This window comes from Burkholderia sola (assembly GCF_905400185.1).
Classification (GTDB): domain Bacteria; phylum Pseudomonadota; class Gammaproteobacteria; order Burkholderiales; family Burkholderiaceae; genus Burkholderia; species Burkholderia sola.
The window spans coordinates 1,238,086-1,264,643 of record NZ_FR989676.1 but is presented as its reverse complement, the minus strand read 5'-3'; the positions used below and the strand labels follow the sequence as shown (position 1 = coordinate 1,264,643).

The 26,558-nt window shown below is 65.7% G+C and carries 23 protein-coding genes and 1 pseudogene; 7 read left to right on the top strand and 17 right to left on the bottom strand.

Annotation, left to right across the window (positions count from 1 at the left end; translation table 11 throughout):
• Position 1: 1 nt before the first annotated feature.
• Both KR541_RS22230 and KR541_RS22225 read left to right on the top strand, forming a co-directional pair.
• A complete protein-coding gene (locus tag KR541_RS22230; RefSeq protein ID WP_124556315.1) occupies positions 2-1,156 on the top strand; it encodes a DUF2827 domain-containing protein in 1,155 nt (384 codons plus the stop codon).
• 28 nt (positions 1,157-1,184) lie between these two features.
• A complete protein-coding gene (locus tag KR541_RS22225) occupies positions 1,185-2,321 on the top strand; it encodes a DUF2827 family protein (RefSeq protein ID WP_216089789.1) in 1,137 nt (378 codons plus the stop codon).
• A gap of 24 nt (positions 2,322-2,345) precedes the next feature.
• On the opposite strand, the gene KR541_RS22220 is transcribed toward KR541_RS22225, so the two are convergent.
• Entirely contained in the window at positions 2,346-2,762 is a 417-nt protein-coding gene (locus tag KR541_RS22220) for a hypothetical protein (RefSeq protein ID WP_216089788.1), read from the bottom strand.
• A 70-nt stretch (positions 2,763-2,832) separates the two neighbouring features.
• Positions 2,833-3,636: an EAL domain-containing protein gene (locus KR541_RS22215; RefSeq protein ID WP_050016204.1), complete on the bottom strand. Its 804-nt coding sequence runs from the start codon at positions 3,634-3,636 to the stop codon at positions 2,833-2,835.
• Between KR541_RS22215 and KR541_RS22210 the strand changes: the two genes are divergently transcribed.
• Positions 3,550-3,981, top strand: coding sequence for a hypothetical protein (locus KR541_RS22210; protein ID WP_162484456.1), 432 nt, complete (start codon positions 3,550-3,552; stop codon positions 3,979-3,981). The genes KR541_RS22215 and KR541_RS22210 overlap by 87 nt on opposite strands.
• A 443-nt stretch (positions 3,982-4,424) precedes the next feature.
• On the opposite strand, the gene KR541_RS22205 is transcribed toward KR541_RS22210, so the two are convergent.
• From KR541_RS22205 to KR541_RS22165, 9 genes and pseudogenes are all read right to left on the bottom strand, one after another.
• Entirely contained in the window at positions 4,425-5,567 is a 1,143-nt protein-coding gene (locus KR541_RS22205; RefSeq protein WP_050016206.1) for a DUF2827 domain-containing protein, read from the bottom strand.
• Positions 5,568-5,877: 310 nt separating this feature from the next.
• Complete coding sequence (locus tag KR541_RS22200; protein WP_050016208.1) at positions 5,878-7,992, bottom strand: phosphocholine-specific phospholipase C; 2,115 nt, start codon at positions 7,990-7,992, stop codon at positions 5,878-5,880.
• A gap of 42 nt (positions 7,993-8,034) precedes the next feature.
• Positions 8,035-8,193 carry a hypothetical protein gene (locus tag KR541_RS22195; protein WP_235356265.1) on the bottom strand — a complete coding sequence of 53 codons (159 nt, stop codon included), beginning with the start codon at positions 8,191-8,193 and terminating at the stop codon, positions 8,035-8,037.
• 229 nt (positions 8,194-8,422) lie between these two features.
• The gene (locus KR541_RS22190; protein WP_050016211.1) at positions 8,423-8,761 is read right to left on the bottom strand and encodes a DUF1493 family protein; all 339 of its coding nucleotides are present in this window, start codon (positions 8,759-8,761) and stop codon (positions 8,423-8,425) included.
• A pseudogene (locus tag KR541_RS22185) lies at positions 8,761-9,191 on the bottom strand (STM2901 family protein). Before KR541_RS22185 ends, KR541_RS22190 begins: the two are co-directional and overlap by 1 nt.
• Positions 9,192-9,715: 524 nt before the next feature.
• Positions 9,716-11,716 (bottom strand): acetyl/propionyl/methylcrotonyl-CoA carboxylase subunit alpha, encoded by a 2,001-nt coding sequence (locus KR541_RS22180; RefSeq protein ID WP_216089787.1) that lies wholly within the window; start codon positions 11,714-11,716, stop codon positions 9,716-9,718.
• A gap of 36 nt (positions 11,717-11,752) precedes the next feature.
• Positions 11,753-12,538: an enoyl-CoA hydratase/isomerase family protein gene (locus KR541_RS22175; RefSeq protein ID WP_050016219.1), complete on the bottom strand. Its 786-nt coding sequence runs from the start codon at positions 12,536-12,538 to the stop codon at positions 11,753-11,755.
• Positions 12,539-12,557: 19 nt separating this feature from the next.
• Positions 12,558-14,165 (bottom strand): carboxyl transferase domain-containing protein, encoded by a 1,608-nt coding sequence (locus KR541_RS22170; protein ID WP_050016221.1) that lies wholly within the window; start codon positions 14,163-14,165, stop codon positions 12,558-12,560.
• A 31-nt stretch (positions 14,166-14,196) separates the two neighbouring features.
• Positions 14,197-15,378 (bottom strand): isovaleryl-CoA dehydrogenase, encoded by a 1,182-nt coding sequence (locus KR541_RS22165; protein WP_050016222.1) that lies wholly within the window; start codon positions 15,376-15,378, stop codon positions 14,197-14,199.
• 171 nt (positions 15,379-15,549) lie between these two features.
• On the opposite strand from KR541_RS22165, the gene KR541_RS22160 reads away from it, so the two are divergent.
• Entirely contained in the window at positions 15,550-16,296 is a 747-nt protein-coding gene (locus KR541_RS22160) for a TetR/AcrR family transcriptional regulator (RefSeq protein WP_050016225.1), read from the top strand.
• 66 nt (positions 16,297-16,362) lie between these two features.
• On the opposite strand, the gene KR541_RS22155 is transcribed toward KR541_RS22160, so the two are convergent.
• Complete coding sequence (locus KR541_RS22155; RefSeq protein ID WP_050016226.1) at positions 16,363-16,851, bottom strand: MarR family winged helix-turn-helix transcriptional regulator; 489 nt, start codon at positions 16,849-16,851, stop codon at positions 16,363-16,365.
• 202 nt (positions 16,852-17,053) lie between these two features.
• Here KR541_RS22155 and KR541_RS22150 point away from each other — a divergent pair, with 202 nt between their 5' ends.
• Together KR541_RS22150 and KR541_RS22145 are read left to right on the top strand one after the other, a co-directional pair.
• Positions 17,054-18,133 carry an aromatic ring-hydroxylating dioxygenase subunit alpha gene (locus tag KR541_RS22150; RefSeq protein ID WP_050016227.1) on the top strand — a complete coding sequence of 360 codons (1,080 nt, stop codon included), beginning with the start codon at positions 17,054-17,056 and terminating at the stop codon, positions 18,131-18,133.
• A complete protein-coding gene (locus tag KR541_RS22145; protein WP_050016229.1) occupies positions 18,130-19,095 on the top strand; it encodes a PDR/VanB family oxidoreductase in 966 nt (321 codons plus the stop codon). Before KR541_RS22150 ends, KR541_RS22145 begins: the two co-directional genes overlap by 4 nt.
• Before the next feature lie 122 nt (positions 19,096-19,217).
• On the opposite strand, the gene KR541_RS22140 is transcribed toward KR541_RS22145, so the two are convergent.
• Positions 19,218-19,664, bottom strand: a complete 447-nt coding sequence (locus KR541_RS22140) for a hypothetical protein (protein WP_050016231.1) — start codon at positions 19,662-19,664, stop codon at positions 19,218-19,220.
• Positions 19,665-20,065: 401 nt separating this feature from the next.
• Between KR541_RS22140 and KR541_RS22135 the strand changes: the two genes are divergently transcribed.
• Entirely contained in the window at positions 20,066-22,234 is a 2,169-nt protein-coding gene (locus tag KR541_RS22135) for a TonB-dependent siderophore receptor (protein ID WP_050016233.1), read from the top strand.
• 13 nt (positions 22,235-22,247) lie between these two features.
• Here KR541_RS22135 and KR541_RS22130 read toward each other — a convergent pair whose 3' ends face one another.
• The 4 genes from KR541_RS22130 to KR541_RS22115 all read right to left on the bottom strand — a co-directional run bounded on the left by KR541_RS22130 (position 22,248) and on the right by KR541_RS22115 (position 26,339).
• Entirely contained in the window at positions 22,248-24,173 is a 1,926-nt protein-coding gene (locus tag KR541_RS22130) for an NHL repeat-containing protein (RefSeq protein WP_216089786.1), read from the bottom strand.
• A gap of 100 nt (positions 24,174-24,273) precedes the next feature.
• Positions 24,274-24,447, bottom strand: coding sequence for a hypothetical protein (locus KR541_RS22125; RefSeq protein WP_162838126.1), 174 nt, complete (start codon positions 24,445-24,447; stop codon positions 24,274-24,276).
• Between the two features lie 170 nt (positions 24,448-24,617).
• Positions 24,618-25,049, bottom strand: a complete 432-nt coding sequence (locus KR541_RS22120; RefSeq protein ID WP_006490053.1) for a GFA family protein — start codon at positions 25,047-25,049, stop codon at positions 24,618-24,620.
• 96 nt (positions 25,050-25,145) lie between these two features.
• Positions 25,146-26,339, bottom strand: coding sequence for a porin (locus KR541_RS22115; protein ID WP_216089785.1), 1,194 nt, complete (start codon positions 26,337-26,339; stop codon positions 25,146-25,148).
• Positions 26,340-26,558: the final 219 nt, after the last annotated feature.

The window sequence follows — 26,558 nt, the reverse complement described above, 5'->3', positions numbered from 1 at the left end:
CATGTCGGACTCCAATGCCCGTCAAGCGCCCGGCGAGGGCAAGCGTCTCGTCGTCGGCGTGTCGCTGTTCGTGCGCGGCGCCGGCCAGTCGCTGTGGGAAAACGGCATTTTCCAGAACTGCCTGCTGCTGATCCTGCTGCTGCGCCAGTCGCCGCTCGTCGCGGATGCCGTGATGGTCAACGGCGGCGAACAGGTCGCCGATCCGCAGATGATGCTCGGCGAGTGGAACGTGCCGCTGCTGTCGATGGACGAAGCGCTCGAGCGCTGCGACGTGCTGATCGAGATGAGCGCGCAATTCGGCGCGGATTACCTGCGCGCGTTCCGCGAGCGCGGCGGCAAGGTCGTCACGATGCGGGTCGGCAACGACTACGTGATCGACATCGAGCGCGCGATGTTCGACAAGCCGTCAGGCTTCCTGTTCTCGGGCGCGCCGTACGACGCGGTGTGGACGATTCCCGAATTCGAGCGCTCGTGCCTGCACTACTACCAGACGGGCTTGCGCGCGCCGGTCACGATCGTCCCGCACATCTGGCATCCGATGTTGTTCGACAAGGCGCGCGCGACGCTCGGCGCCGGTTTGTCGTTCGGCTATCGGCCCGGCAAGCCGCGCTGGCGCGTGACGATGTTCGAGCCGAACATCTGCATGGTGAAGACGAGCATCATTCCGATGCTCGTGACCGAGGAAGCGTATCGCGCGAATCCGGCATTCCTCGAATTCGTGCGCGTGTGCAACACGATCCACCTGAAGGATCACGCGACGTTCATCCACTTCGCGAAGAGCCTCGACATCGTGAACCACGGCATCACGACGTTCGAAAGCCGCTATGCGGTGTACGAGTTCATGGCTGCATACGGCGATGCGGTGGTGTCGCACACGTGGGAGAACGCACAGAATTACCTGTATTACGAGCTGCTGTACGGCGACTATCCGCTGATCCACAACTCGCCGTTCCTCGGCAAGGCCGGGTATTTCTATCCGGACTTCGACTGCCAGGCGGGCGGCCGCGCGCTATTGCAGGCGTTCGCCGAGCACGACGCGAATCTCGACGCATACCGCGAGCAGTCGAAGCACGTGCTCGACTCGGTCAGCATCTACAACCCCGAGAACGTCGCGGCCTATACGGACGCGATCGCCACGCTCTATCGCGACGCATGACCGATCCTCGTCCCACGGAGCCGAGCCGATGAAACTCAATGTCGCGATAACGATCAACGTGCAGCGCGACGCGACGCAGTCGATCTGGTACAACGGCGCGAACCAGCACTGCGTGTACCTGTACATGCTGCTGAAGCAGTCGCCGTTGATCGGCGAGGTCTGGCTCGCGCACGACGACGGCATCGCCGCGTATCCGCAGGCGCTGATGATGGACGCATTCGGCGACGCGCTGCGGCCGCTGTCGGCCGTCGTTCACCAGACCGACCTGCTGATCGAAATGAACGCGTTCGTCGATCCGTCTCACACGGACGTCGTGCGCCAGCGCGGCGGCAAGTGCGTGTCGTATCGGTTCGGCAACGACTACGTGATCGCGGTCGAGACGATCAACTTCGAGAAGGACGACTGGCGGCCAAACCCGCACCGCGTGCAGTTCGACGAGATCTGGACCAATCCGCAGCACATGCATACGTGCGCCGCGTATTTCCAGGCCGTGTACCGCGCGCCGGTGATCGAGCTGCCGCATATCTGGTCGCCGTATTTCATCGAACGCAGCCTCGACGCGGACCCTGAACTGAAGGCGCGCTTCGGCTATCGCAACCGCGGCCCGGCCAAGCGCATCGCATTCTTCGAGCCGAACCTGAACGTCGTGAAGAGCGCGATCGTGCCGATGCTCGCCGCGAACGCGTGCTACGTCGAGCATCCGGAACTCGTCGAGCACGTGTACATGACCAACACGTTCGACAAGAAGGAAAACGTCGCCTTCAAGCATCTCGCGCTCGGGCTCGAGATGGTGCGCGACGGCAAGGCCACCGCCGACGTGCGTGCGCCGTTCGTCGCGTGGGCCGCGCATCACACCGACATCGTCGTGTCGCACCACTGGGAAAACGGCCTGAACTACCTGCTGTACGACGCGCTGTACGGCAACTACCCGCTCGTGCACAACTCGCCGTTCCTGCGCGACGTCGGCTACTACTATCCGGACTTCGAGATCTTCGATGCGGCGCGCGCGATCGCGACCGCCGCGCAAACGCACGACGCACGGCTCGACGACTACGCGGCGGCCGCCCGCCGCTGCCTGCACCGGGTCGACACGCTCGCCGAGCACAACGTTCGCGCCTATTCCACGCAGATCCAGCACCTGTTCGCCGGCCGCCCGCTCGGCTGATTGCCTGCGCACGCGCCGGTTGCGTTACGCCAGTACCCGATCGCCGCTTTGCGCGGCGAACGCGCGGCCATGCCGCCGCCCGACGCGCGCGAGCACCGCGAAACAACGGGCGGCCGACCGGCCTGCGTCGGCCGATTGCCGGACGAGGCTGTCGGATACGCCGCGCGCGATCGCCGACTCGTCGCCGCACGCGCCGGCGATGACGCCCGCGTAGTAGTGCCGGGCCGCCAGTTCGCGGCCGCCCGCGTCGAGCGGCATCATTCGCCGAATACGGCGTGCGACGCGTGTCAGACCGTCCAGATACGGCGCAACGTCGATCGGCGCATCGGCCGATTCGGCGCCCAGTTGCCGCAGCATGTCGGCCAACTCGGCGATCGCGACCAGCTCGCGCGCATCGATCGCCTGCGTGCCCGTTCCGCCTCCGGCTTTCGTCTCCGTCATGCCCACGCCCCTTTGCGATTCGTCCCGCCCCCGACGCGCACCGCGCGCGCCGCCCTGCCCGTTTCCGCTATCACGCGGCGGCCGGCGATCGCCATGAAAAGCGAATGCCCTGCGCCCACGTGACGCCGGCATCCACGATGATCTGCCGGTCGGTCTCGCTTTCCACGCCTTCGACGACGACGTGCCGCGCACCTTCATGCGCAAACGCGATCAGCCGCCGGAACTGGTAGCGCCCGATCGCGTTGCGCTTGATCATCGACAGGATCGAGCGGTCGAGCTTCACGATGTCGGGATTGCCGACCACCAGATTGTTCAATGCACTGAAGCCGACACCGAAATCGTCGATCGCGATCCGGCACCCGGCCCGCCGGAAGCGGTACACGAACGACCGGCCCGCGACGGGGTTCAGCGGCCCCGTCTCCGTGATCTCGACGACCAGCCGCGCGGCCACCGACGGCTCGCGCTCGAGCCGCCTGAAAATCGCGAGCCACGCGTCGTCCACCACCGCACTCGCCGCCGCGACGTTGCAACCGTACACGGCGCCCGGATCGGCGCGCAGCGCATCGATCGTACGGCCGACCACCAGCCGGTCGAACCAGCGCATCAGGCCGAGCGCTTCGAGGCGCGGCAGGAAGACGAGCGGCGGCAGCGCATCGCGCTCGCCCCACCGCAACCGCGCCAGGCGTTCCTCGTACAGCACGCCGCCCGACAGGTCGGCGCGGCAGACGGGTTCGTGCGCGAATCCGAGCCGGCTTTCGACGAAACTGCGTACCGACGCAAGGTCGGGATGATCGTCGCGCGCGCCGAACACGAGATCGATTTCATCGCGATTCGCTTTCCGATTCGCCTCCTGGCGAGCTTCGACCGCATTCATCCGGCGCTCCGGCAAATGGCGAGCCGCCGATCGCGGCTCGACCTCAACACCCAGACGGAACGCGCCCACCTCGACGCGCTCCGCCGCCTACCCGGCCCATCCTGTATGTCGATTTTTTCCGGGGAGCGTACTGGTCGCTTCGGCACCGTCAAATTCGATATTTTTACGATATTCGATTACCTGAAATACACCACGCGCGCGCGATATCAACAGTGCGACAGGTTACACAACGCGAATTACAAGAACCTCAAATCCGAATCGCTTATATTTTTCATCCAGACCGTTTTATCCGAATCTTCTTTTCCCGGATTCGCTCGTCGCTCGAATCGGGGCACCGTCAATTGATCAGATAAATACTATGCGACGAAGTACCGCCCGCGCTCGATATGTCGGGGAGAAATGCCGCTCTCCGCACGCGCCGCCTCACTCTTGATACCTGCCGCCGCGCGCCATTCGATCACTGCGACATGCAATTTCCGCGTTCCCAACGATATTATTAAATTTCCAACAGGAATCAATCTCCGCTTAACCCATAATACCAATTTCAATTATATGAAGATTGTAGATTGAAACATATTTAACAATCTTTCCAACTTGTTAACCTATAAACTTGTTTTTGACGGACTTCCCTCGGAGCCGTCAATTTCGTGCCTTCGAAAACCGTCGAACCCATCCGGTTCGTCGGTTTCTTTTTTTAACGGCATCATTTCGTCAGACATGAGGGCGGGACAAACCCGACGGCGGGAGGCGAGCGGAGCGCAACGACCGTGCGCCGCGGAACACCGGCCTCAGGCGGCCGGCGCGCCGATCAGGTTCGCGAGCAGCGCGTCGTACTCGGCGACGAGCGCCGGATTCGCCGACGTGTAACGGCGAAGGATCTCGCGCTGGCGTCGCGCATACGCTTGCCAGTCGTCGTCGTGCGTATGCAGCGCGCGCAGCAGCGCATCGGCGCCCTGCTGCACGTCGTTGTCCGGATAGTAGTAGCCGAGATCGGGCGCGAGACTCGCGTTGTGCACGAGCGGATAACCCTGCCAGCACACGTCGAAATAGAAATAGTTCAGCGGGTTCGACCATTGATGCGACACGACGATATCGGTCAGGTCGGCCAGGAACAGCGGCGTATCGAAGCGCCCGACGAAGCTCGCCTTGCCCGCGCGCACGATATCCAGGTAGTTCATCAGCATCACGAACTCGGGGCTGTCGTGCGCGAGGCGATCTGCGTTCGTCACGTGCGTGAAGCAGATCGCGTCGGGGTCGCGGCGATACGCCTCGTCGATGATCAGCATCGGATACACGCAGAACTTCACGACGTTGTGGTTCGGCTCCATCACCGTGAGCCGCTTGCCGGGCTCGCTGCGCGGCCGGTATTCGCCGTGCTCGGGCAGCGACTGTGCGCGTTCGGTCAGGAACATCGGATCCCACACGAACGGCACCACGCGTCCCGGACAGCGGCGCAGCGACTGCAGGAACGGCAGCGACGACGGCGCGATCTGCGGAATCGCCCACACCTCGTCGTAGCCGCGGTTGATGAACAGCGAATCCCACAGCCGGCGGCCGAACAGCATCGACTCCATCGCGTTGATGTACTCGACGCCGCAGCAATAGCTGACGAGCTTCGCGCCGCGCGCTTTCAGGTAGGCCGTCTGCTCGCCGTCGATCTGCCCGCCAAGCTCGATCACCACGTCGAGCGCGTCCTTCATGTCGGCGAACGCGCGCGTGTCGTACACGCTGCGATCCCACGGCAGCGCGTCGGTCAGCGGCACGTCGGTCGTGTTGACCAGCGTCACGTGGTAGCTGTGCGGCGACGCCATCAGCAGTTTCGCGAGGAACAGCGCGTTCTGCTTGATGCCGTTGATCCACAGGCTTTCGTCGGGGGCACGCAATCCGATCGTGATACCGATGCGCAGGCCGGTCAGGACAGGAGACGTCATCGTCGGCGGGATGGAAGATTGAACGGGGATGGCTAGGCGCAGTGTAGCGCGCGACGCGCCGCCCGCGTCAAGCGGCGGCAATCCGGCATTCTAGCGGAGCGCCGGCCGCACACTGTCAGGGATGGTCAGCGCCGCCACCGGCAGCGCCAATCCGTCCGACCGTCATGCGACACTCGTGCCGCCCGGCGGCCGGTTTTCTCGCGGCATTCGAGCGGGCAGCGTGCGACTTCGTCGCACCGCCATCGATCGGTCAACGCGACGCGCCGGGCGGATGCCACCGGCCGGCCCGTCGTCGCTTAGGTTGCCGTCGTCAGATCGCCGCGATCGTCGGCGCCACGGCCGCCGGATCGGTGATGCTCGGCTTGCCGGTTTCGACGTGACCCGCGATGCGGCGCGTCCAGCCGGCATTGCCCGCCACGGTGAACTGCAGGTCGTACCAGTGGCTGCTGCACGACAGGTCCCAGTGCGCTTCGACGCGCTGCCCGGCCGGGACCGTCAGCGTGCGCGCCGCGCCGCCGTATGCGACATCGGTTGCCGTGACCGTGAGCGGGCCTGTGCCGGCATTGGCGATCGTCACGTAGACATCGCCGTTCGCGGTGTCGTAGCACGGCGTGATTTCAGGCTTGGCAGCGCCATCCGCGGCGGCCGAACCCGCGAAGCGCCGGAAATAGCCGTTCGGCCCCCACACGCTCGCCAGGTAGTTGCCGTTCGCATCGAGCGCCCACGTATCGGTCAACTGCTTGCCCGCTTCAACCGTATAGCGGCGCGGCATCGCGGTGGGATCGCCCGTATAGACCCAGAAGTGCGCGCCTTGCGTGCCGGTATTCGCGAACGTCAGCGCATAGCCTTGCGCCTGCAGCTGGCCGGTCACGTGCAATTCGTACGGCAGCGCGCGCGCCGGCCGCGTGCCGGGTTCCTGCGCGGTCACGACCTGCTGCGCGGTGCTGGCCGGCGCGGTCTGCGACGACGCGCGCGAGCATTGCAGGTCTGCCTGCGCGACATACGCCTGCGTGCTCGGCAGGGTCGGCAGCGTCGCATCCGACTTCGAGAAGTCGAGCGCCGACGTCAGGTCGCCGCAGATCGCGCGACGCCACGGCGAGATGTTGGTCTCCATCACGCCGAAGCGCTTCTCGATGAATTGCAGCACCGACGTGTGATCGAACACCTGCGAGCACACGAAGCCGCCCTTCGACCACGGCGACACGACGAACATCGGCACGCGCGGGCCGAGGCCGTACGGCAGGTTGTCGGCCGTATAGGTGCCGGCTTGCGTCGCAGTCACGACGTTGTGCCGCTCGAGCGATACGTCCACGGTGCTCATGCCCGAGCCCGGCAGCGTCGGCGCCGACGGCGGCACGACATGGTCGAAGAAGCCGTCGTTCTCGTCGTACATGATCAGCAGGACGGTCTTGCTCCACACGTCCGGATTGGACGTCAGCGCATCGAGGATCGTCGACAGGTAGTACGCGCCGTACAGCGGCGTGAACTTCGGATGCTCGGAATACGCGGCCGGCGGCAGCAGCCACGACACCTGCGGCAGCGCATTCGCCTGCACGTCGGCCTTCAGCTGCGTGATCGGACGCGTGCTCATCCCGCGCGTCTGCAACGACGACCCGGCCGGCGCGTTCACGAAGTTGTCGAAGCACGCCAGCATGTTCGTGCCGTAGTTGCCGGTGAAATTGTCGAACCCGGTGCCCTGCTGATAGATCTGCCACGAGATACCGGCTTTTTCGAGCCGCTCCGGGTAGGTCGTCCAGTTGAAGGGCGGTAGCTGGACCTTGTCGAACGGGTTGTCGATGTAGTCGGTGTTGTCGAGCAGCGGGCCGCCGCCCGTGCCGAGCGGATCGACCATGCCCGTCATCAGGTACATGCGGTTCGGGTGCGTGTTGCCCGGGATCGAGCAGAAGTAGTTGTCGCACACCGTGAACGCATCCGCGAGCGCGTAGTGGAACGGGATGTCGTCGCGAACGTGATAGCCCATCGTCATGTTCGACTTCTGCACGGCCCACTGGTCCGCGCGACCGTTGTCGATCGCGCCGTGCGTCGTCGCCCACGTATGCGGCAGGCCGCCGATACATTGCGCGTTGACGCCCGGATTGGTCGTATCGTAGCGAAACGGTGCGATCACGCTCGACTTGTCTTCCTGGCGCGGCTGGAACCACACCGGCTTGCCGTTCGGCAGCGTGACCGGGAAGCGGTCGTTGTAGCCGCGCACGCCGCTTAGATGTCCGAGGTAGTGGTCGAACGAGCGGTTCTCCTGCATGAACACGACGATGTGCTGCACATCCTGGATCGTGCCTGTCACGGTGTTCGGCTCGATCGCCAGCGCCTTGCGGATCGATTCCGGCAGCAGTGCGGTGGCGGCGGTCGCGCCGGCGAGGCCGGCCGAGAACTTCAGAAAATCGCGTCGCGAATGGATGGCCATGCTGGTTGCTCTTGATGGGATTTCTGGTGGAAACGGCCGGTATCAGGAAGCGGGCGACGAAGCAGGCGCGGTGAAACCCGGCGGGCAGCGCATCTGCGCGGTGGCGACCACGGCGCCGCCACACGCGGCCTTCTGCTGCGCGACGGGCGCGGCGGGTGCGGTCAGGTCGTCGTTGCAGGCGCCGAGGACGGCGGTCAGCATGACCAGGCCGACGACCGCGAAAGGCCGTAGGGCCGACGTTCGCATAACGGTTCTCCGTGAGGATGATGACGTGACGCGGACGCGAAGCCGCGCCGGTCATATCGACGCCGAGATGCTATGTTCGACTTGTGACACGACGGTGTCGCGCGACAGGGGCCGACGCGCATGCAAATCACCGCGTTGATGCGGAAATGACAGGTGCGCCATCGGCTGGCCCTTTTTCGAACCGTTACATCGTCCACCGTCCGGTTTCAATCGCCGCCTCCATCATTTTGATGGTGAGCGGACGCTCCAGTATTTTGTCCCTGGCGTCGGCGCTAAATGGCGACCTGAATACCGCCATCAAGAATCGACTCATTCCCAGTTTCCGCGCAGGATAATAATAATCAATGTCGAAACCGGAAATATCGACACCAAACGTTTCCGAAAATCTCCGCATCAATCTCAACATGGCCCTGTCGGAAATTTCAAGATCGATGCAGAGATCCGTGTCCTCGGTAATCTCGAGTTCGCCCCATAGTGGCGAATCGGCCTCATCCCGCACCATCTCCATCAGACGACCGTCCATTAAAAGCGATCCTCCTGCTTGACCAAGCCATTGTACGTGACTGTCGAGCGATACATGATGACTGATATATCGATAGCGGTAATGATCCAGCCGACCACCGGCACGGCCCGACCGACAAAGGCGCCGAGCTCCCGGGTAAATTTGATCTTGAGCAGCAGGAGGCTCCTGAATGACGTTACCGTCGGCAGAATTTTGTACTTGATTTCATAGGGCAACACTTTTCTCGATACCCTGGATGCGATCGAAGTCCCCTTAACCGCTCCGCCGAATTTCCCTCGGGTCGGCACGAACCTCTGACCTAACAAAATCATTGCGATCCCGACAGCATCATCGATACCCAATTCATCACAGGCCACGTCGATGACAATCAGGCAGAAAAGTTCTGGCGGGTAAGGTCGATATGAATTCCGTATTTATATTTGTTCGCCATCTCAGTCTTTCTCTCGGCTACATTGCGCAGGACACTGGCCCGCACATCCCGGCGATTACGCTAACGCAACCATGTCGCGCACGGGCGGAAACGCGCAGCCGTTTCTCCAATCGAGCCGGACTTTCCGGGCACTCCGGAAAGCAGTCGCGATCGCGTGCGGCCTTTCTTCACAAGAGGAAGCAGGCAGCGCGTTTTGGCGAAGAAGTTGGACAGCCCGGTTTCGATCTTTGAACAACTGTTGCAATGGGCAAGCAAACCGGCCGGGGCAAAGTAGCGCGGGTCGAGCGCGCCGGTCACCGGCGAGAATCCGGGATTATTCAAAAATCTTGAAGATGCGACACGCAAATTATTTGTTTTTTTCTATGCGCGACGAGAGCGACGATCACTGCACAAGAATGCGATGTCGTCCTGATGAAAGGCACATCAGGTATTCGCAGCCGGATCGCGTCGGGGACGCCCGGATAATGCGGGGCACGACGGCCCGTGCGTGAGAGCCGGCAACGGCCCTCACGTGTATGCAACGCTCAGCCTTCCGCCATCATCAGCAACTGCGCACCGTCCGCGACCTGATCGCCGACGCCGTACAGCACTTCCGCGACGACACCCGCGCTCGGCGCGCCGATCGTATGCTCCATCTTCATCGCTTCCATCACGATCAGCGGCGTACCGGCTTCGACCTTCTGGCCCGGCTCGACCAGCACCGCGATCACCTTGCCGGGCATCGGCGCGGTCAGGCGGCCGCCGCCCTGCTCCGCGTCGCCCGCATGCGCAAGCAGGTTGCGCCATTCGAACGTCTCGGCCGCGCCCTGCGTGAACACGTGGAACGTGTCGCCGTCCGCATACACGCGGCCGCTGCTGCGCACGCCGCCCAGCGTCACGTCGAAATCGAGCGGCGTGGCGCCGCGCGTCCATGCGAACGGTTGCGCCGCCGCGTCGCCGATCGCGATGCGCGTGCCGGCGCCGTCGTCCTCGTACGTGACCGTCACGTCCGCTTCGCGCTCGGTCGCGTGCCATTCGAGCGTGCGGCGATAGCCGCCGTTCAGCCGCCAGTCCGGCAGCGAACACCACGGCGACGCACCTTCCTGCGCGGCGGCGCCACGCTCGCGTGCGAGCAGCACGGCACATGCGAGTGCGAGCGTCGCACGCGGCGGCTGTTGCGGCGCGAACAGCGCCTCGTGGTTGCGCTCGATCAGACCCGTGTCGAGATCGGGGATCGCGAACGGCTCGCACGCAACGATCCGCTGCAGGAACGCGGCGTTGGTGTGCAGGCCGACCACTTCGCACGCGCGCAGCGCACGCTGCATCAGGCTCAGCGCTTCCGCGCGATCCGCGCCGTGCACGATCAGCTTCGCGATCATCGGATCGTAGAACGGTGTGATCGCATCGCCTTCGCGCACGCCGCTGTCGACGCGCACCGCCGCCCCGATGTCGAATTCGACGCCTGCCGGCAGCCGCAGATGCTTCAGCGTACCCGTCGACGGCAGGAAGCCGCGCGCGGGGTTCTCCGCGTACAGGCGCGCCTCGAGCGCATGACCGTGCACGCGCAGTTCCTCCTGCTTCAGCGGTAGCGGTTCGCCCGACGCGACGCGCAATTGCCATTCGACGAGATCGAGCCCCGTGACCATCTCGGTCACCGGATGCTCGACCTGCAGGCGCGTGTTCATCTCCATGAAGTAGAACGCTTCGCCCGTCATGATGAACTCGACGGTGCCCGCACCGACGTAGCCCACCGCGCGCGCGGCCGCGACGGCCGCCTCGCCCATCGCCTGGCGCACGTCCGCATGCAAACCCGGTGCCGGCGCTTCCTCGAGCACCTTCTGGTGACGACGCTGCACCGAGCAGTCGCGATCGAACAGGTAGACGGTATTGCCGTGCGTGTCGCCGAACACCTGCACTTCGACGTGGCGCGGGCGCATCAGGTATTTCTCGATCAGCACGCGGTCGTTGCCGAAGCTGCTCGCGGCTTCGCGCTGGCACGACGCGAGCGCCGCCGGGAAATCGTCGGAGCGTTCGACCACGCGCATCCCCTTGCCGCCGCCGCCTGCGCTCGCCTTCAGCAGCACCGGGTAGCCGATCCGATCGGCTTCGCCATGCAGGTTGGCCGCGTCCTGGTCGTCGCCGTGATAGCCGGGCACGAGCGGCACGGCGGCCGCGTGCATCAGCGCCTTCGCGGCAGCCTTCGAGCCCATCGCCGCGATCGCGTCGACCGGCGGCCCGATGAACACGATGCCGGCCTCTTCGCACGCGTGCGCGAAATCTTCGTTCTCCGACAGAAAGCCGTAGCCGGGGTGAATCGCCTGCGCACCGGTCGCGCGCGCGGCGTCGATGATGCGCTCGATGCGCAGGTAGCTGTCTGCCGCGGCCGAGCCGCCGATATGCACGGCCTCGTCGCACGCGGCCACGTGTTTCGCGTTCGCATCCGCGTCGGAATAGACGGCGACGCTCGCGATCCCGAGACGTTTGCACGTCGCAGCGACGCGGCACGCGATTTCGCCGCGGTTGGCGATCAGAATCTTGTCGAACATGGCTTCGATGTCGTCCGGAAGGTTGAGGTCACGCAATCATTCACGCCACGACGGCGTGCGCTTTTCGAGGAAGGACGCGATCCCTTCGCGCGCTTCCGCGCCGGCGCGGGTCTTCGCGATCCAGTCGGCGGTCTGCTCGATCAGCGTCGCGTCGAGCGCGCGCCCGGCCACGTCGGCGACGAGCCGCTTGCACGCCTTCACGGCGTCGGGGCCGTTCGCGACGAGCGTCGCAGCCAGCTTCGCGACCGTTTCGTCGAGCGCGTCGGCCGGCACCGCGTCGTGAATGAAGCCGAGCGATGCGGCGCGCACGCTGTCGAACACTTCGGCCGTCGTGAAGTAGCGGCGCGCCGCGCGCTCGCCCATCGCACGGATGACGTACGGCGCGATCGTCGCGGGAATCAGCCCGAGCCGCGCTTCCGACAGGCAGAACTTCGCGCCGTCCGCGGCGATCGCGATGTCGGCCGCCGCGACGAGGCCCACGCCGCCCGCATACGCGTCGCCATGCACGCGCGCGATCACCGGCTTGCCGCAGCGATGAATCGCTTCGAGCATCCGCGCGAGCTTGCGCGCATCGGCGCGGTTCTCGTCGTCCGAGTAACCGGCCATCTTCTTCATCCAGTTCAGGTCCGCGCCCGCGCAGAACGCGGCGCCTTCCGCGGCGAGCACGATCGCGCGCACGCCTTCGTGCGCATCGAGCCATTCGAACGCGGTGGTCAGCTCGGCGATCGTCGTCTCGTTGAACGCATTGCGCACGTCGGGACGCGCGAGCGTGACGGTCGCCACGCGGCCGGCTTCGCTGACCTTGATCGTTTCGTATCGCATCGGTCGGTCCTCCCGGGCGTTACATGCGGAACACGCCGAAGCGCGTGTCGTCGATCGGCGCGTTCATCGACGCGGCGAGGCCGAGCCCGAGCACGTCGCGCGTCTGTGCGGGGTCGATCACGCCGTCGTCCCACAGCCGGGCGCTCGCGTAATACGGATGGCCCTGGCGCTCGTACTGGTCGCGAATCGGCTGCTTGAACGCATCTTCTTCCTCGGGCGACCACGAACCGCCCTTCGCTTCGATGCCGTCGCGGCGCACGGTCGCGAGCACCGACGCGGCCTGTTCGCCGCCCATCACCGAGATCCGGGCATTCGGCCACATCCACAGGAAACGCGGGCCGAACGCGCGGCCGCACATTCCGTAGTTGCCGGCGCCGAACGAGCCGCCGATGATCACCGTGAACTTCGGCACCTTCGCGTTCGACACGGCCGTCACCATCTTCGCGCCATGCCGTGCGATGCCTTCGTTCTCGTACTTGCGGCCGACCATGAAGCCCGTGATGTTCTGCAGGAACACGAGCGGGATCTTGCGCTGGCAGCACAGCTCGATGAAATGCGCGCCCTTCACGGCCGATTCGGAAAACAGGATGCCGTTGTTCGCGACGATCCCCACCGGATGGCCCCAGATGTGCGCGAAGCCGGTGACGAGCGTCGTGCCGAAGCGCGCCTTGAATTCGTCGAATTCGGAATCGTCGACGATGCGCGCGATCACCTCGCGCACGTCGAACGGCTTGCGCGTATCGACCGGAATCACGCCGTACAGGCTCTTCGCGTCGTAGCGCGGCGGCTTCGGCTCGCGCAGCGCGACCGGCGGCGCGATCTTCGGCGCGAGGTGGCCGACGATGTTGCGCGCGATCGACAGCGCGTGCGCGTCGTTCTGCGCGAGATGGTCGGCCACGCCCGACAGGCGCGTATGCACGTCGCCGCCGCCGAGATCCTCGGCGCTGACTTCCTCGCCGGTCGCGGCCTTCACGAGCGGCGGCCCACCGAGGAAAATCGTGCCCTGGTCCTTCACGATGATCGACTCGTCGCTCATCGCCGGCACGTAGGCGCCGCCGGCCGTGCACGAACCCATCACGACGGCGATCTGCGCGATCCCCGCCGCCGACATCGTCGCCTGGTTGAAGAAGATGCGGCCGAAGTGATCGCGATCGGGAAACACGTCGTCCTGGTTCGGCAGGTTCGCGCCGCCCGAATCGACGAGGTACACGCATGGCAGCCGGTTTTCCGCGGCGATTTCCTGCGCGCGCACGTGCTTCTTCACGGTGATCGGGTAGTAGGTGCCGCCCTTGACCGTCGCGTCGTTGCACACGATCACGCATTCGCGGCCGGCAATGCGGCCGATGCCGGTGATGACGCCCGCGCCCGGCGCGTCGTCGTTGTACATGCCGTTCGCGGCGAGTTGCGAGAACTCGAGGAACGGCGCGCCCGGATCGAGCAGTTGCGCGATGCGATCGCGCGGCAGCAGCTTGCCGCGCGACAGGTGCTTGTCGCGTGCGGCCTGGCCGCCGCCTTGCGCGAGCTGTTCGATCTTCGCGCGCAGGTCGGCGACGACCGCCTCGAGCGCGGCGGCATTCGCGCGGAAGTCTTCCGAACGCGGGTTCAGTTTCGATTCGATGATCGGCATCGACGGGGCTCCGTTCGCGTGACGTAGGGCGTTACATCGTTTCCGCGAACAGCTCGCGGCCGATCAGCATCCGGCGGATCTCGCTCGTGCCGGCGCCGATCTCGTACAGCTTCGCATCGCGCCACAGGCGGCCGACCGGGTATTCGTTGATGTAGCCGTTGCCGCCGAGGATCTGGATCGCCTCGCCGGCCATCCACGTCGCCTTCTCGGCCGTGTAGAGGATCACGCCCGCGCAGTCCTTGCGCACCTGGCGAATGTGGTCGCTGCCCGCCGAGTCGAGATGGCGGCCGACTGCGTACAGGTACGCGCGGCACGCCTGGAACGTGGTGTACATGTCGGCGACCTTGCCCTGGATCAGCTGGAATTCGCCGATCGACTGGCCGAACTGCTTGCGATCGTGGATATACGGCACCACCGCGTCGAGACACGCGGCCATGATGCCCGTCGGGCCGCCCGACAGCACCGCGCGCTCGTAGTCGAGGCCGCTCATCAGCACCTTCACGCCGCCGTTCAACTGGCCGAGGATGTTCTCTTCCGGCACCTCGACGTCCTGGAACACGAGCTCGCCCGTGTGCGAACCGCGCATGCCGAGCTTGTCGAGCTTCTGCGCGACCGAGAAGCCCTTCATCCCCTTCTCGACGATGAATGCGGTGATGCCGCGCGAATTCGCTTCGACGTCCGTCTTCGCGTAGACGACGAGCGTATCGCAGTCGGGGCCGTTGGTGATCCACATCTTCGTGCCGTTGAGCACGTAGCGATCGCCGCGCTTGTCCGCGCGCAGCTTCATGCTGACGACGTCGGAGCCGGCGTTCGGCTCGCTCATCGCGAGCGCGCCGATGTGTTCGCCGGACACGAGCTTCGGCAGGTATTTCCGCTTTTGCGCTTCGGTGCCGTTGCGGTGGATCTGGTTCACGCACAGGTTCGAGTGCGCGCCGTACGACAGGCCGATCGACGCCGATGCGCGCGAGATCTCCTCCATCGCGACCATGTGCGCGGTGTAGCCCAGGTTCGCGCCGCCGTATTCCTCGGAGACGGTCATGCCGAGCACGCCGAGATCGCCGAACTTCTTCCACAGATCCATCGGGAACTGGTCGGTGCGGTCGACCTCCGCCGCGCGCGGCGTGATTTCCTTCGCCGCAAACGTCGCGACGGCGTCGCGCAGCATCTCGATGTCTTCACCGAGCATGAATTGCACGCCGGGCAGGTTGATCATGTCTCCTCCGTCTTCCAGAAAGTGTGTCGCACTCACCGATTTCTGAGTTTCGCTCAAATCGAATGAATACGGGTATTCATTGACTAATACAGCGTAAATTTTGCACAGTTTCGCGCCTCGCCGGGTTCGGCGTCAATAGTTTTTTGAGTGATACTCAGATATGATGCGAGCATGACAGCCGCTCCCGCCGACACCATGACCGCCACCGCCAAAGCCGACCGCGCCGACACGCCGCGCGCACCCGCCGGGCGCAAATCCCAGCAGCGCGTGCAGGACATTCTGCGCGCCGGCCGTGAAGTGTTCGCCGAAAAGGGTTACGAGCATGCGACGGCCGCCGAGATCGCGCAGCGCGTGGGCGTATCGGAGGCGACGGTGTTCAGCTATTTCCGCGGCAAGCGCGAGCTGTGCGCGCGAGTGATCGCCGACTGGTACGACGAAATCATCGCCGCGTTCGAACACGGGATGCCGCGGGACGCATCGGTGCAGCAGCAGTTCGCGTTCATCGTGCGCACGCACCTGCGGCTGATGCTCGTGAACGGGACGGGGCTGTGCGCGCTGGTGCTGTCGGAAGGCCGCGCGAAGCAGCATGCGCTGAGCGACGAACTCACCGCGCTGCAGCGCCGCTACACGGCGCCGCTGATGGACGTGCTCGCGCGCGGCCAGGCGGCCGGGCAGGTTCGCGCGGATCTGCCGCTGAGCCTGCTGCGCTCGATGGTGTTCGGCCCGATGGAGCATGTGCTGTGGGATGCGATCCTCGGGCACCGCAAGCTCGATACGGAAACGACGGCCACGCAGTTGATCGACATGCTGTGGGCCGCGATGCAGCCGCCGGCGCCGGAGCAGGCGGCGTTGGTGCGCTTCAGGAATGAAGTGGCGGAAGCGGTGCGGCGGCTGGAAGGGGAAGCGTCACGCGCGTGACGCGGATGAGCAGCGCGGCGACCGCCTCGCCGCAGCCTCTGCGCCGTCGCTCACGGCTCGGCGCCACTACGAATCCTCGCTGACGCGCAGCGGCGCGCGACTCTGCTCGTTGTTCAAATGCACGAACTTGCGCAACAGCCGCATCAATTCCTGCGAATCATCTTCGCCCATCCCGTCGAACAGCCCGGCACGCAGTTCCTGCACCGACGGAATCAGGTGGGTGAGCAACTCGACGCCCGCCGGCGTCAACAACAGACGCCGCTGACGCCGCGGCAGCACTTCGCGGACGATCAATCCTTTCGCTTCGAGCCGGACCGCGAGATCCGCGGTGGTCGACGTGTCGAGCGCCACCCGCTGCGCGAGCGTCACCTGGTCGAGCCCCGGATTCTCGTAGAGCATCCGCAGCACCGCGTACTGCACGGGCGTCACGTCCCGGCCCAGCTTCTCGTAGAACATCGCGACCGCGATCTGGTGCGCGCGCCGGATCAGGTGCCCCGGTTCGTCGTACAGGTCGATCGGGAAAGCCGGCAGGTCGGCGGGATTCGTTTTTTCCATGAATGAGTCGATGACATAGGCGGCACACGCCGGTTGCGCGCGCCGTCGGCATGGCGCTGCGTCGCGCCATTTCCCGGGAAAACCAGTATACCGCTCGCCTTGTTTCCGCCAATCTCAATGCGTACACTGAATCTCATTCAGTACACGGAATGAAGATCGGGCCGCATCCCCGGCGGCACCGTCCCCGAAGGAGACAAAGAACATGTTTCTCAAGAACGCTTGGTACGTGGCGTGCACGCCCGATGAAATCGACGGCAAGCCGCTGGGCCGCAAGATCTGCAACGAGTCGATGGTGCTCTACCGCGCGGCGGACGGCCGGGTCGCCGCGCTCGAGGATTTCTGCCCGCATCGCGGCGCGCCGCTGTCACTGGGATTCGTGCGCGACGGCGTGCTCGTGTGCGGCTATCACGGGCTCGAAATGGGGTGCAACGGCAAGACGGCCGGCATGCCGGGCCAGCGCGTCGGCGGTTTCCCGCCGATTCGCAGCTTCCCGGCGGTCGAGCGGTACGGCTTCGTGTGGGTCTGGCCGGGCGACGCGTCCGAAGCCGATCCCGCCAAACTGCCCGCGCTGGCGTGGGCCGAGGATCCGGCCTGGGCGCACGGCGGCGGCCTGTATCACATCCGCTGCGACTACCGGCTGATGATCGACAACCTGATGGACCTCACGCACGAGACCTACGTGCATGCGTCGAGCATCGGCCAGAAGGAAATCGACGAAGCGCCGCCGAAGACGGTGAGCCATGGCGACGAGGTCGTCACGAGCCGCTTCATGGAGAACGTGATGCCGCCGCCGTTCTGGCGGATGGCGCTGCGCGGCAACGGGCTCGCCGACGACGTGCCGGTCGACCGCTGGCAGATCTGCCGCTTCACGCCGCCGAGCCACGTGATGATCGAAGTGGGCGTCGCGCATGCGGGCCACGGCGGCTACGACGCGCCGGCGCACAAGAAGGCGTCGTCGATCGTGGTCGACTTCATCACACCGGAAACCGACACGTCGATCTGGTACTTCTGGGGGATGGCGCGCAACTTCCGGCCCGACGATCGCGCACTGACCGCCGAGATCCGCGAAGGCCAGGGCAAGATCTTCTCGGAAGATCTCGAGATGCTCGAGCGACAGCAGCGCAATCTCGAGCAGTGGCCCGAGCGCACGCTGCTCAAGCTCAACATCGACGCCGGCGGCGTGCTGTCGCGCAAGGTGATCGACCGGCTGCTCGCCGCCGAAAACGCGGCGAGCCCGCAGCGGCCCGCGATTCCAGTCGCGCAGGTCAGGGAAGCGTCATGAGCGGCGCGACATTGACGGTCCGCGTAGCCCGCAAGTGGCAGGAAGCGCGCGACATCTGCGGCTTCGAATTCGTCAGCGACGACGGCTCGCCGTTGCCGCACTTCGACGCTGGCGCGCATATCGACGTGCATCTGCCGGGCGGGCTCGTGCGCCAGTACTCGCTGTGCAACCACCCGGCGCAACGCGATCGCTATCAGATCGCGGTGCTGCGCGAGGCCGACGGCCGCGGCGGGTCGCGCGCGATTCACGACGAAGTCCGGCAAGGCGATACCGTGCGGATCGGCCTGCCGCGCAATCAATTCCCGCTCGCGCCCGACGCGCCGCACCATCTGTTGCTCGCCGGCGGGATCGGCGTCACGCCGATCCTGAGCATGGCGGAACGGCTGTGCTCGGCCGGCATCCCGTTCGACATGCATTACTGCGCGCGTTCGGCCGATCGCATGGCCTTCGTCGAGCGGATCAATGCGGCCGGGTTTCGCGATCACGTCCGCTTCCACGTCGACGACGGCGCTCCCGCGCAACGCTTCGATCTGGCTGCCGTGCTGGCCGGCGCGCCCGACGGCACGCATCTGTACGTATGCGGCCCGCGCGGCTTCATGGACGCGGTGCTGAACGCCGCGCGCGAGCGCGACTGGCCCGACGCACGGCTGCACTATGAGTTCTTCGGCGGCGCGGTCGCATCGTCCGGCGCGGATCGTGCATTCCAGGTCAGGATCGCGAGCAGCGGCAAGGTGATCGACGTGCCGGCCGAATGCACGGTGATCGCGGCGCTGGCGGCGAACGGCGTCGACGTGCTGACGTCGTGCGAGCAAGGCGTGTGCGGCACCTGCCTGACCCGCGTGCTCGAAGGCGAGCCCGATCATCGCGATGCGTATCTGACCGACGACGAAAAAGCGGCCGGCGACCAGTTCATGCCGTGCTGCTCGCGATCGCGCACCAACCTGCTGGTGCTCGATCTGTAGATCGGTAGTCGGACCGCCCGACACGCGGCGGCCGACCCCACGATAACGAAGACGATCGATGGTGCTGCAATCCGAACCCGCCCAACCATCGCACGCCGCCCCGCGCCCATCGCTCAGTCAGCTCAATCGGCGAGCCGGCAATGCGACAGCTTCAACCCCGGCAGCACCGGCGCATCGACATAGCCTTCGTTCACGCAACTGAACCGGAACGCCGCCGACGTAACGAACGGCTTGATCTCGCCGCCGGGGAATTTCGGCTTCAGCGCGTCCTGGTCGGCCACGTCGAAATGCGTGTCGAATTGCTCGCCGTCGGCCGTCAGCGCGCCGAAGTACGTGCCGCCCGGGTCGCTGCCCATCCGGATCACGGCGCCGACGAACGTGACGCGCTTGCCGTCGTATTTCGCCTTCGCGGCGGCCATGTCCTGCGTATAAGCCTCGATCATCGCGCCGTAGTGCGCGTCGATCGCAGGTTCGGCGTTCGAAGCCGCACACGCGGCCTGGTGAACGCCCGTCAGCAGCGCGCAGGCCGCAAGGGCAGCCGCCGCGAACGGCGCGGAAATCTTCTTCAAGGGTGGTCTCCCGTCTAGCGTGGTGGTTGAAATGATCGAAGCCCGGCGCAACGCCGGCGGAATGCGCTTGCGTCGCTTTAATCGTTCGAATGGCGGTACACGGCTGCGATCACTTCGTCGCCCGCGCGGTCGTGCGCGGTGCGTGGCATCGCGCCGAGCGCGACGTGACAGGAAGATGACATGGTGCGGCCCCCGGCTCTCTCGTTGAATTTCACTGCGTCTGATTTTGGCCGCTACGGTAGCAGACGGCCGACAGGCCGGCAACCCAGGGCCAAGCGTTGCCCGGTCGCCCCATTACAATTGCAAATGGTTCTCATTACATATATCATGCGCGTCCTGTACGCAACGCAACGCCGCAGCCCGCGCCACGATCCTCAGCACGCCTCTTCCCGCCTCGATTCATGCCATCCCGTCGAACGCCCTGCCGTGTCCGGACCCCGCGTCCGTGGCACACGCGCCTGCCTGCCCTGCTCACCCTGTGCGCCGCGACCGGCGCGCATGCGGCCGGCGCCGAACCCGTTGCCCCCGCACCGGCTCCGGCGACCGCCGCCGAACACGAACTCCCGGCGATCAGCGTCAATGCATCGGCCACCGTCGATCCGACGATCGGCTATCAGCCGCGCACGACGAGCATCGCGGGCGGCGACGACCGTCCACTGAAGGAGATTCCGCAATCGGTCGCGGTGGTCAGCAGCAGCGTGATGCAGGACCAGCAGGCGCGCTCGCTCGACGACGTGCTCGGCAACATCAGCGGCGTCACGCAGACGAACACGCTCGGCGGCACACGCGACGCGTTCATCAAGCGCGGCTTCGGGTCCAACAACGACGGCTCGGTGCTGGTCGACGGCGTGCGCACGCCGGTGCTGCACAGCTATCTCGCGACGATCGATCGCGTCGAAGTGCTGAAGGGCCCCGCTTCGCTGCTGTACGGGATGCAGGACCCGGGCGGCGTGATCAATCTCGTCACGCGCAAGCCGGAAGACACGTTCGGCGGTTCGATCTCCGCGTCGCGCACGAACCACGGCGGCAGCACCGCCCAGTTCGATCTCACGGGGCCGCTCGGCAAACCCGGCCAGATCGCGGGCGGCACGCTCGCATTCCGGCTGACCGGCGAATACGACACCAGCCGCTACTGGCGCAGCTTCGGCCGCGAACGCAATGCGCTGATCGCGCCCGCGCTGTCGTGGCACGACGCGAACACGTCGATCGACGTCAGCTACCAGTACGTCGACTACACGATGCCGTTCGACCGCGGCACCGTGCTCGTCAACGGCCAGCTCGATGATGCGCTGCGCTATCGCCGCTACGAGGAAGCGTGGTCGCAAAGCAGCGGCATCCAGGAAACGCTGCGTACGCGCATCGAGCACCGCTTCTCCGATGCATGGCGCGTACGCGCGACCTACGGCTGGGGCCGCGACCGTTACGACCAATACATCACCCGCGCCACAGCGTTCAACAGCAGGACCGGCGCGCTCACGCGCTCGTCCGATGCGAACCTCGGGCGCAACGATTCGGACCAGATCGCGACGCTCGGCCTGCTCGGCAACGTGACGCTCGCGGGCATGCAACACGCGATCTACGTCGGCGGCGAATACGAGCGGCAGCGCAGCTTCCGCGGCGACACGATCCGCGGCAAGGCGACGACGGGCTTCAATCTCTACGATCCCGCGTACGACCTGCTCGCGCCGGGCGGCGTGCCGAATCCGAAGCAGAGCGATTCGCGCTCGGTCGTGCATGCGTATTCGACGATCGTGCAGGACTCGGTGAAGATCACCGATCGCCTCACTGCGGTCGGCGGGCTGCGCTGGGAAAACTGGCAGCAGGAATCGGGGATGGGCCGGCCGTTCGTGTTCGCCGACCGCTCGCGCGGCAGCGTCTGGCTGCCGCAGTTCGGGCTCGCGTATGCGTTGACGCCGGCGCTGACCGCCTACGCGAACGTGAGCCGCTCGTTCAAGCCGAACGTCGCGTCGAACGTCGCGGCGCCGCTCGCGCCGGAATACGGCCGCGTGCTCGAGGCCGGGCTGAAGTTCAGCCTGAAGCCCGCGATCACGGGCACGCTCGCCGTCTACCAGATCGACAAGCGCAACGTCGCGGTCACGGTTGGCGACATCACGTCGACGATCGGCACCGCGCGCTCGCGCGGGATCGAGCTGGACGTCGCCGGGCAGATCACGCGCCACCTGAGCGTGATCGGCAGCTATGCGTATACGAACGCGAACGATCGCGACAGCAACACGCCGCTCGTCAACGTCGCGCGCCACACGGGCAGCTTGTTCGCGGTGTACGACACGGCCATCGCGAACCTGCCCGGGCGCTGGCGCTTCGGCGGCGGCGCGCGGCTCGTCGGCGCGCGGCCCGGCGACACCGCGAACAGCTTCTCGCTGCCCGGCTACGTGACCGTCGACGCGTTCGCGGCGTACGAAACGACGATCGGCAAGTTCCCGACCCGCTTCCAGCTCAACGTGAAGAACCTGCTCGACAAGACCTACTATCCGTCGAGCAACAGCAACCTGATCGTCGCGGTCGGCGAGCCGCGGCTCGTCACGCTGACGACGACGGTATCGTTCTGACGGCCTGACGCGCTCACGGACGCCAGCGATACACGACGATGCTCGAGCCGTTGTAGTTGTCCTTCGTGATCACGTATTCGCCGGTCGAGCGCAGGTACGCCTGCACGCCGTACATCGAGTCGACGTCGTTGCCGACGTCCATCGCCGACGCGTTCGAGTTCGTCAGCGTCGTGACGAGCGCGCCGGTGTTCAGGTCGAATACGTCGATGTTCGGCACCGTGTGCACATAGCCGACGAACAGGTAGTGGCCGGCCGCCGCGATCGATTTCGGGTTCGCGCTCGTCAGGTTGATCACCGGGTTCGGGGTGCTCGTGTTGCCGTTCTTCCAGCCGCGATAGACCTCGATGTGCCCGTTCATCGCGGTCCAGTCCCAGTTGCCCGCGAGGCCCTGCGCGAGGATCATCGTGTCGCTGTCGGCCTGGTAGAGGATGCGCGTCACGGGCGCCACGCTGCTCGGCACGGCCGTCGTCACCGGCTTGCCCCATGACGGCTTGCCGGTCGCGTCGAAGCCCGTCATCGGGTAGCGCGTGATCACGTTGGAGCCGTTCAGTCCGGCCCACACGTCGCCGTTGCCGTCGATGTCGAAGCCGGCCGTCACCTGAAGCGTCGTGTTGAACGGCTTGCCGGGCAGCGAGCCGGCCGGAATCGCGATATAGCCGCTCGCGGTGTTGAAGTAATATAAGTTGAAGTTGCCCGGGTTCTGGCCCGACGCGACGAGAATCCGGTTGCCACCGACCGTCACGAGCTGGCCGAAGTGCTGGCCGCGCTGATAGTCGTTCATGTCGAGGCGCGGGTCCTTCGGATAGGTGAACGGGTCGATCGTGTTCGCGACGAACGTGCCGCCCGCGGTGCCCGTATACACATTGTTGCCGCTGAAGAACAACGCGCCGTCGGTCGCGGGATCGGGCGCGGCGATGCCCTCGAAGTTCAGCGCCTGCAGCTTCCATTGCAGCGTGCCGACCGGGCTGTACGAATGCAGATCGGTGCTGCCGTTGCGGCCGAGATCCCAGCCGCCGCCCCACGCGTTGTTCAGCACGTACAGGTTGCCGGCCGCATCCTTGCCGAGCGCCGCGACGCGCGTGAAGCGCTTGTCGCCGACCTGCCCCTTGATGCCCGTCGTCGTGTCGAGATAGCCGCCCTGCACGCCGAACGTACCGACCTGCACCGGCATCCCGGGCAGCCCGCCGTACACCTTGATGTTCATGTCGGGCCCTTCGTCGCCCACCATCAACCGGCCCATCGGCGCATCGAAGTACAGCGACGCCGGCCGCGCGCCGGCCGCCATCTGGAGCGTGTTCATCGCCGCACCGGTCGCACTGAACTGCGCGACGACGCCCGCGCTCTTGCGCGCGACCCACAGGTTGCCGGCCGCATCGAGCGCCAGCGCGCCGGGGCCCGTGACGCCGATGTCGCGCTGCCACACGCCGTCGGTCGTATAGACGCGCACGCGGTTGCCGTAGAAGTCGCTCACGTACAGCAGGTTGCCGCCCGTCGCGAGGCCCGTGATCACGTCCGCATACTGGATGCCCGTCCACGTGCTGACCGGGATGCGCAGGTCGCGCTGGTTCGTGCTGCGGTTGTAGCGACCCACCGAGCCGCTGCCGAACGTGCGGTTGTAGCCGAGCGCGACGAACAGCGACGTCGAATTGCCGGTGATCGCGCCGCCGTGGAATTCGTCGTGGATGCCGATCGTGCCGAGCGGCTGGCCGTTCTGGTAGATCGCGACGCCGCCCGCGTTCTCGTCCCAGCGCGACGCCGTGTAGATCACGCCTTCGGGCGCGACCCACATCGAGCGCGCGCCGTTGCCGACGTGCGAGGCCAGCGTGCCGTACGTGTTCGCGAGCCAGTCGGTCGAGTACTGCGCCTGCGCGTGGCTTGCCGGCGCCAGCAGCGCGATGCACATTCCGAGCAACGCCGCGCGGATTTGTTTCATTGACATGAATAATGCTCCCAGACGAACAATGGTCGACACTGTAAATCGCGGCGCATGAAATATTGGTGATTCCGGCAAATGCGCATTCGCCGTCCCCCCGAATTATTCACTCCACGCCTTTTGGCGTCCGGCGCTTTTTCGTCAACGATCGAAAAATCTTCGAAACCGCGCCGCGACGGCCTGCCAGCCGCACGATTCCGGCGCATTCCCCGGCATTTTCTTCCGGGTCATCCAATACAAATCCGTCATTTTTTCTGACATTGCCGTATTGCCTTTTCATCCCGGAATTCTTTTCGATTATTACAAATCGAAATTAAAATGAAAGAGAAAAATTATTGTGCGGCGCGATCGGCTTTTCGCGATTTCGGGCACGGAAGGGAAAACAGGAAGGAAAGAGGAATGCGGAGGGGAAGGCCGCGCGCCGGCCGTACCGGCACGCGGCGGCGATGTTCAGTTCGCCGGATCGAGCGTCGGGCCGTCCCAGCCGTCGACGTATTTCGGCAGCGCATCGACGACGTCGAGCACGCGTTGCCGGTAAAACAGGTGCATCGTCGGCTGCAGGTCGCCCGGCAATGGCCCGCCGTGCGCCCGCGCAGTCAGGCTGTTCGGCACGACACGCATGCCGAGCCGGTTCGTCCCGAACACGATCTCGCCGCACGCTGCGCACCACGTGCGCGCCATCGACTTCGACGGGTGCGGAAACGTCGCGTGGCCGCCGTCGATCGTCACCTGCTCCGGCGGCCATGCGGTCGCGGACAGCATCGGCGTGCCGTAGAAATCGCGGCAGGTCGCGCAATGACAGTTCGCCCGCGCGGCCGGCTCGCCGCGCAGCGTGACGGTCACGGCACCGCACAGGCAGCGCGCGGAAAGCGTTCGGGTCATGTCGTCTCCTCGAAAAGGGAGGCAACAGTATAGGAGCATGCATGCAACGGGGCTCGCCTCGGCCGCGGGCTCCGTTGCACGCGCAACGACCGTGCGTCAGAACTTCTGGCGCAGCCCGAGGCTCACGATCGCCTGCGAGCGCGAATCGGACGAGTGACCGTTCGCCTTGTCGGACACCGATGCGGTCGCGGCCACCGGTCGGCCGAGCGCGTCGAGCGTCGTGCCGGACGCATGCTGGTACGCGCCGAGCAGATACACGCTGGTGCGCTTCGACAGGTCGTAGACCGCGCCGAGCGTGACGTTGTGATACTGCGCGCGGTTGTCGATGCCGTCGACGTCGCTGCCGCGCGTGTAGCTGTAGCCGGCGAACAGTTGCGTCTGCGGCTGCACGTTCCAGCGCGTGAACACGCCCGCGACGTTGAACGTCGCATGGCCGGAGAACAGCGACTGCGCGCCGCTGCGGTACTGCACGTTGCTGTAGTTCACCCCGACGACGGCCGGGCCGAAGTCGTACGTCGCACCGGTCGCGATCACCTGCTGCGACTGCGCGCTCGCATAGCCTTCGTTGATCGACGAATTGAACAGGCCGTCGTCGGTGCTCTGCCACTTGCCCGCCGTCGGATCGGTCGCGCCCGTCTTGCTGTTGTCCGAGCGCTCGTAGCCAACGCCCACGCGCAGCGGCCCGGCCGCGTACGCGGCGCCGACGCTCCACGTGTTGCGCTGCTTCATGCTGCCCGGCTGGCCGCCGAAGCCGTACAGTGCGCCGAACGTGAAGCCCGCGTAGTTCGCGCTCGTGTACTTGATCGAACTGTCGACGCGCGCGGTCTGGTCGAGATCGTCGATGTCGCCCGGGTGCGCGCCGAAGCCGCCGATGAACGACGACGGGCCGACCGGGCTCACGAAGTCGTCGAGCGACGTGTATTGGCGGCCGAGCGTGATCGTGCCGTAGCGGTCGCTGCCGACGCCGACGAACGCCTGCCGGCCGAACTGGCGGCCGCCCTGGCCCGACGTGCCGTTGGTGATGTCGAAGCCGTTCTCGAGGACGAACAGCGCGCGCATCCCGCCGCCGAGATCCTCGGAACCCTTGATGCCCCAGCGGCTGCCGGACAGGTTGCCGGTCGTGAGCCCAACGCTCGAATGCCCGGTGTACGCGCCGGCCGAGCCGACCCGTTCGTTGCTGCGATAGGTCACGCCCGCGTCGACGATGCCGTACAGCATGACGGAGCTTTGCGCGGCGGCGACACCGGCGAGCGAGAGCAGCAGCGGGGCTGCGATCAGTTGCTTGTTCATGGTTGGTTGTCTCCGGGCGGTGAACCCGTTGTTCTGGCTGGCTGTTTGCGAATATCACGCGCGGGCGCCGACATCCGCCGGCGGTGCGAGACCGGCGACGTCCGCGCGCGACGACGGGCGGGCATGCCCGCTGCGGCCGGTATGGTAGTTGGAACCGGTTCCTTTCCAAAGCGGAATAATGGCAACAGTTTCTTGTCAAAATTGAGATAGTCGGCGACC

Excerpts from the sequence above, each read along its gene's own strand:
- KR541_RS22230 (WP_124556315.1), top strand. The coding sequence starts at position 2 with ATGTCGGACTCCAATGCCCGTCAAGCGCCCGGCGAGGGCAAGCGTCTC.
- KR541_RS22225 (WP_216089789.1), top strand. The coding sequence starts at position 1,185 with ATGAAACTCAATGTCGCGATAACGATCAACGTGCAGCGCGACGCGACG.
- KR541_RS22220 (WP_216089788.1), bottom strand. The coding sequence starts at position 2,762 with ATGACGGAGACGAAAGCCGGAGGCGGAACGGGCACGCAGGCGATCGAT.
- KR541_RS22210 (WP_162484456.1), top strand. The coding sequence starts at position 3,550 with ATGATCGTCGCGCGCGCCGAACACGAGATCGATTTCATCGCGATTCGC.
- KR541_RS22215 (WP_050016204.1), bottom strand. The coding sequence starts at position 3,636 with ATGAATGCGGTCGAAGCTCGCCAGGAGGCGAATCGGAAAGCGAATCGC.
- KR541_RS22205 (WP_050016206.1), bottom strand. The coding sequence starts at position 5,567 with ATGACGTCTCCTGTCCTGACCGGCCTGCGCATCGGTATCACGATCGGA.
- KR541_RS22200 (WP_050016208.1), bottom strand. The coding sequence starts at position 7,992 with ATGGCCATCCATTCGCGACGCGATTTTCTGAAGTTCTCGGCCGGCCTC.
- KR541_RS22195 (WP_235356265.1), bottom strand. The coding sequence starts at position 8,193 with ATGCTGACCGCCGTCCTCGGCGCCTGCAACGACGACCTGACCGCACCC.
- KR541_RS22190 (WP_050016211.1), bottom strand. The coding sequence starts at position 8,761 with ATGGACGGTCGTCTGATGGAGATGGTGCGGGATGAGGCCGATTCGCCA.
- KR541_RS22180 (WP_216089787.1), bottom strand. The coding sequence starts at position 11,716 with ATGTTCGACAAGATTCTGATCGCCAACCGCGGCGAAATCGCGTGCCGC.
- KR541_RS22175 (WP_050016219.1), bottom strand. The coding sequence starts at position 12,538 with ATGCGATACGAAACGATCAAGGTCAGCGAAGCCGGCCGCGTGGCGACC.
- KR541_RS22170 (WP_050016221.1), bottom strand. The coding sequence starts at position 14,165 with ATGCCGATCATCGAATCGAAACTGAACCCGCGTTCGGAAGACTTCCGC.
- KR541_RS22165 (WP_050016222.1), bottom strand. The coding sequence starts at position 15,378 with ATGATCAACCTGCCCGGCGTGCAATTCATGCTCGGTGAAGACATCGAG.
- KR541_RS22160 (WP_050016225.1), top strand. The coding sequence starts at position 15,550 with ATGACAGCCGCTCCCGCCGACACCATGACCGCCACCGCCAAAGCCGAC.
- KR541_RS22155 (WP_050016226.1), bottom strand. The coding sequence starts at position 16,851 with ATGGAAAAAACGAATCCCGCCGACCTGCCGGCTTTCCCGATCGACCTG.
- KR541_RS22150 (WP_050016227.1), top strand. The coding sequence starts at position 17,054 with ATGTTTCTCAAGAACGCTTGGTACGTGGCGTGCACGCCCGATGAAATC.
- KR541_RS22145 (WP_050016229.1), top strand. The coding sequence starts at position 18,130 with ATGAGCGGCGCGACATTGACGGTCCGCGTAGCCCGCAAGTGGCAGGAA.
- KR541_RS22135 (WP_050016233.1), top strand. The coding sequence starts at position 20,066 with ATGCCATCCCGTCGAACGCCCTGCCGTGTCCGGACCCCGCGTCCGTGG.
- KR541_RS22130 (WP_216089786.1), bottom strand. The coding sequence starts at position 24,173 with ATGTCAATGAAACAAATCCGCGCGGCGTTGCTCGGAATGTGCATCGCG.
- KR541_RS22125 (WP_162838126.1), bottom strand. The coding sequence starts at position 24,447 with ATGAAAAGGCAATACGGCAATGTCAGAAAAAATGACGGATTTGTATTG.
- KR541_RS22120 (WP_006490053.1), bottom strand. The coding sequence starts at position 25,049 with ATGACCCGAACGCTTTCCGCGCGCTGCCTGTGCGGTGCCGTGACCGTC.
- KR541_RS22115 (WP_216089785.1), bottom strand. The coding sequence starts at position 26,339 with ATGAACAAGCAACTGATCGCAGCCCCGCTGCTGCTCTCGCTCGCCGGT.